The following is a 9,835-nucleotide window of genomic DNA, read 5'->3' as shown; positions in this document are numbered from 1 at the left end:
ATGAAAATCCATGAGCTTATCCTCTAGCGTAAAGTTCCTCTATTATACAGTTTTCACCGCCAACCCAGAAGAACCAAATTTGCCTCACTCAATTAAGCACAGCAGATCGTTATTGGTTAGCCTGTTCCAAAGCGGGAGTCGCTGGAGTTCCAGCAATTTCGGCTAAGTTAATCTTGACGACTTTATTGCGAGCTTCAGTCACTTTGGGCAGTGTTAGCGTTAGAATGCCATCTTTGTATTCAGCTTGCACAGAGTCGTTTTGAATGTGTGCGGGCAAGGGAAGCACCCGGTGGAATTTCCCGTAGCGGAATTCTGAGCGGACGTAGCCAGATTTTTCGTCTGTGTTTTCGTAGCGACGTTCGCCAGAGATAGAAATTGCTTCGCGAGTGACTTGAACGTCAATGTCTTTGGGGTCAATTCCAGGCAGTTGCGCTTTTAATACGAAGTTGTCCCCAGCATCAACAAATTCTAAAGCTGGCATCCAAACGGCTTCTGAGTTATCTCTCGTTGCTGTCCGTTGGTCAAATACTTTATCGAGTTGCTCGCGGATGGTTTCAATTTCTGTGAATGGTTGCCAGTAGCGCATCAACATAATCTGTCACCTCAAAGATTGGTAATGCTTTATAAGTTTGTTTGGGTTGAAGCTCATTGCTTACAGTTATTATGATGCCGTTTTATAAGCAGAAACAACAGTCAGGAGAACCCTACTCTGTTGGTCGTATTTGCCCGAATAAGTGCGAAACAATCGGGATACTTCGCATTGAAGAAAACCGTACAAAGCTATTCCTAGAAACCGAAAAGGCTGTGGTAACGCCATGATGAGCTTGCCGAGCGAACCCGCTCACGGATCTCACCCACTGGTGTTGGCTGTCCTAGGTCGCAGGACTTCGACATTCAGCTCCAGTTTTTCTCCCAGCCACAAAGAATGTAGAGTATGGTCTGCCACATCATCCCCTGTTTCGGGATGGACGAGAATATCTAACCCCTCGCGGTGGAGCATCAACCAGGGAACGACTTTGCCAAACTGTTCCGGTAAAAAGGCAACTTGATACATCGCTTGGGGGTGGGGCCCAATGGGTTTGTCATGCCAACGCCCTAGCTGCACCTCAAACTGAGCCAATCCTTCGCGCACGCGCGCAGCAGTATCGCGGCTATCGGTGTCGAAGTAAATATGTGCGTGAAAACCAACAATTTCGATGGTGTCTTCTTTCATCATTTTCAGTGGGTTATTGAGCCGACATCTAAGGATGTAACAGGGGATTGTTTCTAATTTCCGATAAACATTCTTCTAAAGACAAACCATGCAGAATTTCCCACCATTGCCCCGTATGTCTCATGTAGGCGACATTAAAACAATCTGGTCCAACATATTCTAGGCGGGCGGAGCGAGACTCAAAAGACGGGGAAATCGCCCTCGGACTTGGACAATTATACGTTGAGCAAAAGTAAAAATAGTTGCGATACCACTTGCCAAAGATATCCGTTCGATAGTTGAAATCACGGTCGGTGGGTGGAGACTCGATATATTTGGGCTTAAATTCTGTTTCAATTAACTCATTACATTTTTGTTCGATTAATTGTTTCTCAGTATCAGGCACTGTAGGTTTAGACTGTTTGGGAGAAGAAGAAAGCCAGAGCTTTTTTGCTTTTTTTGTCATTGAATTTGTTCCCCTGATTATTCTAAATTTACTTGAAAGTGAGCGGGGTAGAACGAGGAGTCTGACCCTACATTATGCCCCCATCGCTTCGAGCGAGCAAGGATAGATTTTATGGATTTGGTGGGACACTCTGCTCGTATCCCTTAACTCAATTAATGGGATAGGTTTGCAAAGCCCGTGCGAATGCTGTAGATCGATTAATTGGCAGCGGAATCTGATTGCTCTTGAATTTGTCTGAGAACATCCACCTCAATCTCACTCAGCAGTTTGGGTTCCATTTCATACAAATCATTCAAAATAGCCTTGACATTCGGAAACACAAAATACTCCGTCAGTTTGCCAATGTGATAATTAAACGCTTTGTACCGATGTTTGAAGTACAGCTCCACATTCCCCCGATGTTCCCATAGTCCCAGCAAATTAACAACCACATCCGAGTAATGCGCCCTCACATCTCGCTGCACTTCGGCGATTCTCTCCTCGATCGATCTAGTGGTAATGCCAATTTTGTAGAAAATGTTGCCATCCGCTTTAACTTCAAGGAAATAGAGCGAGTTGACCAGAATCCGAAGAAGCTGTGCTCGATAAATCTTCAAGTCAGCCAATCGTTCTTCCAAACAAGATAAACCCGCAGATAAAGCAATTTCTACAGAGCCTTCCAACTTAACTAACTCCGACAGCAGCAGCGGTTCTTGGACTGAGTTGAACAGCGCCAGGGGAAGAGCACCCACTGGGATTTTACCCAAGTCGGTAAAGTGATAAGTGCGATCGCCCTCTGACTCTAGCAATCCTTTCAACTGCCACCGAAAGCTCACCAAGTCTTTGGGAATCGATCGCTTTTGGGCCCCGTACTCTGTTTGAGTCGATGTGGGGTATTATCCCCAGCACCTCTCAGTTAGAACTGGACGTGCCCGTTTCCGTGCATCCAGCTCCCGATATTCTTAGGGAGTGACCCTTTTGCTCATGTGTGAATAGTCATGACAGGATTCGTGCATTGCTAGAAGATTTTTAGGTTTCCAGTTATCATGATTCTCGTCGATGTGATGCAGATTTACTCGCTCATCGCTCATAAACTTCATTCCACAGTGACCGCATGAATGGCTTTGCTTTTTAAGGGCTTTAGAGGTCAAATCATCGTATAACTTACTATTGCGTTCGCTCCAGTAGGTTAAATCTCCATCGTAGGGCGATTTATCCCCTTTGACGTTGATGTGTTTGTTTTCGGAGTAAGGAACTGTTGGAAATGCCTTCTTAACAAGCTTAACGCTTGATTCTCTGGTATTTTTGGATTCCTTGTTAAATACCGTGTATGTTCTGTGATTTAAGAACCAAAGTGAAAACCTTGCTCCTGACATATCACAGAACCTATGGTAATTTCTCCATCCTCTAACTATTGGTGCTAGCTTTTCGGCTTTTACCTTAGAACCATAATTCGAGCAATTAACGATGTTCTTTACCTTCAAACGGAACTTTTTAAAATTATCCACTGAGGGGTAGCTTTTAAATCTTCCGTCGCTTAACACTTTGAAGTGCCAGCCGAGAAAGTCGAATCCATCTGTCGTAGCGGTAATCTTGGTCTTCTTAGCACTTACCATCATTCCTCTTGCTGCTAAAAAATTATCAATTTCGGCAAGTATTTTGACTGCATCGTCTTGAGGTCTAAGCATTATCACCATATCATCCGCATAACGGATTGATGTTTCGACAATGTTTGACGCTGGGGTTTTGCCAGTTATTCTAAATCCATCCTTATGGTATCTGTGAATACTTTCAATCCCGTTAAGAGCGATGTTGGCTAATAGGGGACTCACCACCCCACCTTGAGGAGTTCCTTGTTCCGGGAAATCGGGGTTGACCCCAGCTTTTAGGCATCGGAAGATTCCGAGCTTGATACCTTTGGGCGCAATTAAGTTGTCCATTATGGTGGTGTGACTAATCCTGTCGAAGCATTTTTCTATGTCGAGTTCGATCACTCGTTTTTCCATTCCATTACAGTAGCTTCTTAGATTGTTGAACAGGATTTTCTGTGCATCGTGCGCGGAGCGTCCGGCTCTGAACCCGTAGCTGTAAGCATGGAATGTTGCTTCGTGTGCTGGTTCTAAAGCGTATTTAGCGAGGCATTGCCAAGCTCTATCCGCGATAGTTGGGATTTTTAGCATTCTGGTTGTCCCGTCCTTTTTTGGGATTGGGATTTCCCGTAGTCCTTGATGATGCCAATTACCTGCCGACTCTTTAAGTATTGTTTCTAGGTAGAAACGTCCTGTAAAGCCGAGAGATTTTACACCGTCAACACCTGCTGTTTTCTTGCCAGCGTTTAGCTGTGTTACTTGTCGAATTGCTAGGAATCTAGCAGCTTTGGATTTCAGAATAAGTCTTTGCAGAGACTGCGCTTTCCGCTTGTTTCCTGCTTGAACCGCTTTGAACACTCTCTTTTGTAGGCGAAATAAATCTTTGCGGAACTTCTTCCACGGTAGATTCTTCCAAGATTCACTGGTATTACTACTGTGTCTAATCATGCTCTGCTCTGTTGAGTGTTTTCTGAATACCTTGCGAAAATTACTTCGCATCCTACCCGTCTTGAGAGAGTTCCGTATCTCATCTTACCTACATGGAAATCGACGTATCCATGACTCTCAAGTCGTTTTTATTCGTTCCCTCAGATGATTGATTGTTCCGTTAGGTGTAGCCAATTTAACTATCAGAAACCCAAGATTCTGGACGCTATTGTGGAAATGATGCGTCGGGCTTTAGCTCTGATGAGGTCAGGGTTTTTTAAGTTATGCCCTGCCTAGGTGTAAGTTACTTTTTTAGGCTCGGTTTCACCGTAGGAACTCCCTGTTAGCACCAGTGTCAGCCCATAACAGCCGTCTGATTGTGCCCTGTTCCCAGCTTCACTCTCCAAGAATTGAGCTTGGTCGGTGTGAGCAGATAAGGAGTCACGCATGAATCTTGCGGGAAGGACTTGCACCTTCATCAATCTGAGAGTTCAGTGCTCAACCTAGGGGTCAAGTTTCACGCTCATTAGTTATTTACGGATTGATTACCGAGATTCACTAATCAACGAATCGCACTTCCACAGCACCTTCAACTGTTCCAATTCCTCACCCTTAAGCTGGATGGTGAAATTATCGTAGAGGGGCAGCGAGGGAAATGCTTTGGTTTTAATCCGCTGCGACACGGGTTTGCAAGTGTCCTCGGTGTGGGCGAAGTGATGTTCTTTCACCGAACCCTTTTTTGCTGTCAATCCGCCACCGCAGTAGAGACAAGCGAGGTTAGTTTTTCCGCGCACAACTCCATCAATGCTCGTCAGTTCTCCACTGAGAGCAACACCAAATTTAAGCCACATTGTCAACAATTCTCCTTTGAGCCGGTTTTGTAGATGCACCTGCTCCACATGACCAACGATTTTAACAAATCCAGGGGTTAAGGCTTCTGCCTTGGGAAAGAAAGCTCTAGGCATTCCATTTGGGATGCGTGACTTTAATCCTTGCATCCCAAATCTAAAATCTAAAATCTAAAATCTAAAATTGCTCGTCACCAATCGGGAATTTCTTGGGCCGCGTCGCATTAGGCTTGTGACAGTTGCTCTCTCGCTAACGGCACAGCGGGCAATTCATGCTCTAATCCGCTACTTGGTTCAAGACGGGACTGGACAAAATTAGCCCGTTCCTTCGCTGACCGTCATACAGCGCGATCGCACAAATTTGTCTGGTAAGCGTGATTATGCTTTGCTTCGGCTGCTCTGGGGTAATGCTTTGAGACGAAACAACCGGGGCCGCCACCAACAAGCCGTTACCGAAATGCTTGACTCTATGTTTTGAATATTTTTACAGGGTTGTCTCAGTAATTCGTTGATTAGAGCTTGTTTTTGCCTGCCATCAAGTCGAGGATTTGGTGGCGTTTGACCTTTGTCTGTCTGTAGGGTTGAGTTTTGAGGTGGCGGCGATGATGCGGCAACGGCTGAAGGGGAAGGAACCGGAATTTACAAATTCGGTTTCGCTAGGGCGGTTTATGTTGTGCTGGAATTCAAAAAAGCGATCGCTCCAACTGGTAGAGTTTGATTTGGAGAGTGCGATCGCTTCCTTAAAATCTGGTCAGCCTGTGATTCTGGTGTGTTTAGATCGGATACATCAGCAACTACAGCAAAAATTAACAGCTTGAAATACTTACAAAAATATATATGGTTGAACCTAATGGTAATGGGCATAAGTCCCTAGAAAATTGGAGATCGAATGTGGCTTGTAGTATTAGAGGGGCGCCGGAAGCAGCAAAAGTTAACTGTGGCCCGTAGATCCCCCGCAATTTCCGTTTCAATTACATCAATTTAAAGTATTACATTAGAAACTCTTGGTATACGTGACATACAATCGAGCGACAAGCGCATTTTTATACTCTAGTTCTTGTCTGAATTTCAAGTTGCGTTATGATATTCTGCACTTCAGCATAGACTTGAGCCGTTTGTGTCGTGTCTTCGAGGCGTACAACGACTGCATAAGGTACAGTTACAAGTTTATCCTTCCATTTTTCATAAGCAGCTATAGCTAATGTGTAGCAATTTTGGCTATATTCTGACTTATGTTGTTTCCACTCGCACACTCCATGTTGAACTGTTCCTCTAGAACGCAGTGTCATACTTGGAAAAAATTTTAATTCTTTCATATTTTCTGCTGTTTCTTCATCGTCTTCATCTCCTTCAACAGACATAGATTTGATAATATCTTCCTGGTCTACGTCTCCCCGAAACATTCGCCACTTTAACGTTGTCCCTAAATAGGATTCTAGTCCCCATCTCTGAACTTGAGGTGCATAAACTACTGTTACAGTTAACCGCTTTATTCCGGTTTCTGCGTCTGCTAAACACTCAGGAACAGGAATATTAAAATAAGCAACTGTATTGGGTTCAATCTCACCTTCAAACAAGAGAATTGCTGTATAAGGATCACACTCTGTTGCTCTGATATCATCTGGTACTCCATAACCAACAACATTTAACCAATGCTTAGGGTCTACCTCATCCATTGCTTGTTTAAAATTATCAAAATTTCCATAATAGGGTGGATAAAGAGCAGAATTAACAGTCAATGCTTTCAGTAAAGAGGCAGAAATATTATCAAAGCCCAAAGACTGCATATCATAAAGAATACGCGCCATTTTGTGAGCAACACGGGGAGCAGCAAAGCTCGTTCCCGACTTATGAGCAATTGCAGGTGTAAGTTGATGACTTGCCATCACTATATTCATTCCTGGATTTTCTCGTACTGAGCCATTTTCCTCTACTAACAAATTACCGCCATATTCGACTAGCTCAGGTTTAATTTCGCGGTTAATTCCTGGACCACAACGAGTAAAAGGAGAGGGTTGTTCTTGTTTGGCAATTGCCATCGCTGTTGCTACTTTACCTACTGCTTGAGTGCTAGGAGCAATAGAACCTACTGTAATAGCTAGTGCTGCTTGACCCGGATCATAAATAGAGGATTCATCCTCTCTAAAATATTTAGGATAAGGTGATCCATCTTCGTGATAGTGTTTAACATCCCTATTTGATATATTGCCTGTAATTGTAACAAAAATAACATCATATTCTCTTGAAAGTTTATCAATTGTTCGAGCTATCCAAGAACGACGAGGAACGGTTCGCTTAGCTTCTTCATACCATTTTCGATTTGTAAATTGAACAGAAAGATTGAAAATTTTAATGTTTAATAGATTAAAATCCTGTACAATCTCCTTTAAAATCATGGAAAATAATCTCTCATCTTCAATTTCATTATCTTTATTTAAAAGTCTAGCACTAGCAATCCAAACTTTTCCTTTGTTTTCGGCATTTGGGTATAAATTCAAGGCATAGTAAGAAACTAAAGAAGCAACACCAGAACCATGTCCACATTCATCATAAGGATTATCTTTATCAGATTCAGCTTTGAGATAAGAGCGAATCAAATCTTCTCTAAAAACAGGTTTTAGAAAAGGATTTCCAATCGTTACTCCTGAATCTACAATGCAGACCATTGGAGCATCTTGAGGAGGGCTTATAAATTCTCCTAAATTTTGAACTTGGAAATTTTTAAGCGTTTGATCAAATGTTTCAAATTCTGGACGAGCATCAAAATACACTATTTTAGTCTGCCATTTTTGACCTTCTACTAATTCTTGAAAAACCTTACCCGGACATCGAATTACAGCACGACAAGTTCCTTTTATTTCTTCATGCTCAAATAAATGACCTTTAATCCCATTCTCAAATAAGTTGCTTATCTCCTCTCGTATTTTTAATAATTCTTGGCTCTGTTGTTTGTGTCCTTGTTGTAAAGACATCATTTCAATTTCACAAATCATTAAATCTTGCCGAATTAATTCGTCATATTGTTCAAAAAATATTTGACAAAGACGATCCTTATGTGAAGCTTCTTTAATAGTATTAAGATAGGCTAAAGATGGGTTTTCTGGTTGACCGTTTTTTAATTTACCTTCTCCAAAAACTTCAATTTTTCTTTCTAGGTTATCTAATTTTTCAGTGCGAGGAACGGCAAGGGTAAAATGATTAGATTCGGAAATTGGCTTTAAATCTGTGCCACTTAGAGAAATCTTTTTTTCATGTTCTAGCTTAATTAATACTGTTTTTCTTTCATCGGGAGACATTTCTTGCAATTTTCGAGAAATTGCTTGAACTTGTCGTCTTAAATTGTTAGCTTTCTCTTGTCGCTGCTCAATTTTTTATGGGGGAAGGGGAACAAAAGGAGGTTTTGCTGAACGACGTGGAGCAGTTTGCGGTTGAGTTAGTGAAAAGAGAGGAAAATCTTGATTCATTATAAAGTATTCCTATTTTTAGTTTGCGCTTCAGATGTAGCTTTTTTAAAAGCTTTAAGTTGCTCAGAAATATCCTGGGTTTGTAGATTTTCTCTCCCTTCGAGAATCATCGTTTTAATAGCTTCAACAGTAATGCGCTGAATATCTGCATAAGAAAGTGAACTCATATTTTTCGCTATATATTCTAGTGAGCCATCAAATTTAACTCCATTTAAAAGGCGTTGAAGATAAATTTCTCGTTCTGTTTTACCCGGTAAAGAAAACTCAATCAGAGCATCAAAACGTCTCCATAAAGCGGGATCAAGTAAATACTGATGATTACTAGCAGCAATAATAATACTTTTAGATGAATCAAAAGTATCCATTGCTTGTAGTAAACTGTTGACCACTCGTTTAAGTTCTCCAACGTCGTTGGGGTCATCTCTATTTTTTCCCACTGCATCGACTTCATCTAAAAGAAGTACCATTGGAGTTGTATTAGCCAAATTGAAAACCCGCTGGAGATGAGAAGCGGTATCTCCTAAAAAACTAGAAATAACTGCATTTAGCCTCACAATGCCTACGGGAAGGCCAAGTTCATGAGCCAAATACTTAGCAGTAAAAGTCTTACCACATCCAGGTAGACCCCAAAAGAGTAGCTTGGTCTTAGGCAAGTATCCATACTTACTTAATTGTTGGCGTTTACGGTGCTCATCTAAAACTCTCTCGATTTTCCCCTGGGTTTCCTGATTTAAAACCACTTGAGTCGAATCTACGGAGCTTTCTTCTAATATAACCAAATCATCGCCACTGCGACGATCTTTAGGGAGTAACCTCAATCCATTTTGTGTCATCTGTTTCATCGGTTGCCTGCCTAACGCTTGCTGTAGCTCCTGAGCAAGAGCATGATGATTAGCGATGAGTTCATCTGCAATCAAAGCTTCTGCTGCTCTGTAAAAAGCATTGTCATCACGCTCTTTGAAGGCTTGAAATAGCCTTTTGAGTTGTTTGCCTGCTACCATTATCTCATGTTATGAATAATAATTTTAACTCTAGGGAATTGTTCAAGAGGCAGAATGTGTTTTTGATGTTTACCAGGTTATGTTAAATGTCCTTATTTTTTCAATTAAAATATTAAGCTATTAATATAATTATACCATTAAAACAGAACACATAAATCTATTTTAACTTTGCTCTCTTTTAGAGTTGTGTCGTGGAGGTGAGAGTGAACGCATATACACTACACTACTGATTAGAAATTTGCGCCAAAATAGAAATATACGTGGCAGATTATCGATTATGGCAAAGTAGTTTTGGGAGCATCCCGGTTTTGTAAATGGTTAAAAGTATGATATGAGCCAAAATTTTTCGCCCTGCGCTACATGATAGAA

General features: G+C 41.7%; 10 protein-coding genes. 1 reads left to right on the top strand and 9 read right to left on the bottom strand.

Annotated elements, in window-relative coordinates; genetic code table 11:
- Positions 1-109 precede the first annotated feature (109 nt).
- From QUA99_RS31115 to QUA99_RS31085, 7 genes are all read right to left on the bottom strand, one after another.
- On the bottom strand, positions 110-592 hold the full coding sequence (locus QUA99_RS31115) for an Hsp20/alpha crystallin family protein (protein ID WP_333245025.1): 483 nt from the start codon (positions 590-592) through the stop codon (positions 110-112).
- Between the two features lie 258 nt (positions 593-850).
- Positions 851-1,216: a DOPA 4,5-dioxygenase family protein gene (locus tag QUA99_RS31110; RefSeq protein ID WP_333245022.1), complete on the bottom strand. Its 366-nt coding sequence runs from the start codon at positions 1,214-1,216 to the stop codon at positions 851-853.
- A 25-nt stretch (positions 1,217-1,241) separates the two neighbouring features.
- A complete protein-coding gene (locus tag QUA99_RS31105; protein WP_333245020.1) occupies positions 1,242-1,658 on the bottom strand; it encodes a DUF3024 domain-containing protein in 417 nt (138 codons plus the stop codon).
- A 197-nt stretch (positions 1,659-1,855) separates the two neighbouring features.
- On the bottom strand, positions 1,856-2,473 hold the full coding sequence (locus tag QUA99_RS31100) for a GIY-YIG nuclease family protein (RefSeq protein WP_333245017.1): 618 nt from the start codon (positions 2,471-2,473) through the stop codon (positions 1,856-1,858).
- A 126-nt stretch (positions 2,474-2,599) separates the two neighbouring features.
- Positions 2,600-4,174, bottom strand: coding sequence for a reverse transcriptase domain-containing protein (locus QUA99_RS31095; protein ID WP_333245014.1), 1,575 nt, complete (start codon positions 4,172-4,174; stop codon positions 2,600-2,602).
- Between the two features lie 272 nt (positions 4,175-4,446).
- A complete protein-coding gene (locus QUA99_RS31090; protein ID WP_333050788.1) occupies positions 4,447-4,602 on the bottom strand; it encodes a hypothetical protein in 156 nt (51 codons plus the stop codon).
- Positions 4,603-4,698: 96 nt separating this feature from the next.
- On the bottom strand, positions 4,699-5,118 hold the full coding sequence (locus tag QUA99_RS31085; protein WP_333245011.1) for a hypothetical protein: 420 nt from the start codon (positions 5,116-5,118) through the stop codon (positions 4,699-4,701).
- 434 nt (positions 5,119-5,552) lie between these two features.
- Here QUA99_RS31085 and QUA99_RS31080 point away from each other — a divergent pair, with 434 nt between their 5' ends.
- On the top strand, positions 5,553-5,819 hold the full coding sequence (locus tag QUA99_RS31080; RefSeq protein ID WP_333245008.1) for a hypothetical protein: 267 nt from the start codon (positions 5,553-5,555) through the stop codon (positions 5,817-5,819).
- Positions 5,820-6,044: 225 nt separating this feature from the next.
- Here QUA99_RS31080 and QUA99_RS31075 read toward each other — a convergent pair whose 3' ends face one another.
- Both QUA99_RS31075 and QUA99_RS31070 read right to left on the bottom strand, forming a co-directional pair.
- Entirely contained in the window at positions 6,045-8,297 is a 2,253-nt protein-coding gene (locus tag QUA99_RS31075) for a S8 family peptidase (protein WP_333245005.1), read from the bottom strand.
- A 167-nt stretch (positions 8,298-8,464) separates the two neighbouring features.
- Positions 8,465-9,466, bottom strand: a complete 1,002-nt coding sequence (locus QUA99_RS31070) for an ATP-binding protein (RefSeq protein WP_333245003.1) — start codon at positions 9,464-9,466, stop codon at positions 8,465-8,467.
- Between the last annotated feature and the right edge of the window lie 369 nt (positions 9,467-9,835).

The sequence above is a fragment of the Microcoleus sp. F10-B2 genome (assembly GCF_036704965.1).
Classification (GTDB): domain Bacteria; phylum Cyanobacteriota; class Cyanobacteriia; order Cyanobacteriales; family Microcoleaceae; genus Microcoleus.
Note: the sequence above shows the minus strand (reverse complement) of the source record. Positions and strands in the feature narration are given on the sequence as shown.

What these genes read in the sequence shown, in the direction of transcription:
- QUA99_RS31105 (WP_333245020.1), bottom strand. Translation starts at nt 1,658, where the DNA reads ATGACAAAAAAAGCAAAAAAGCTCTGGCTTTCTTCTTCTCCCAAACAG.
- QUA99_RS31070 (WP_333245003.1), bottom strand. Translation starts at nt 9,466, where the DNA reads ATGGTAGCAGGCAAACAACTCAAAAGGCTATTTCAAGCCTTCAAAGAG.
- QUA99_RS31115 (WP_333245025.1), bottom strand. Translation starts at nt 592, where the DNA reads ATGTTGATGCGCTACTGGCAACCATTCACAGAAATTGAAACCATCCGC.
- QUA99_RS31075 (WP_333245005.1), bottom strand. Translation starts at nt 8,297, where the DNA reads ATGTCTCCCGATGAAAGAAAAACAGTATTAATTAAGCTAGAACATGAA.
- QUA99_RS31110 (WP_333245022.1), bottom strand. Translation starts at nt 1,216, where the DNA reads ATGATGAAAGAAGACACCATCGAAATTGTTGGTTTTCACGCACATATT.
- QUA99_RS31085 (WP_333245011.1), bottom strand. Translation starts at nt 5,118, where the DNA reads ATGCCTAGAGCTTTCTTTCCCAAGGCAGAAGCCTTAACCCCTGGATTT.
- QUA99_RS31090 (WP_333050788.1), bottom strand. Translation starts at nt 4,602, where the DNA reads ATGCGTGACTCCTTATCTGCTCACACCGACCAAGCTCAATTCTTGGAG.
- QUA99_RS31095 (WP_333245014.1), bottom strand. Translation starts at nt 4,174, where the DNA reads ATGATTAGACACAGTAGTAATACCAGTGAATCTTGGAAGAATCTACCG.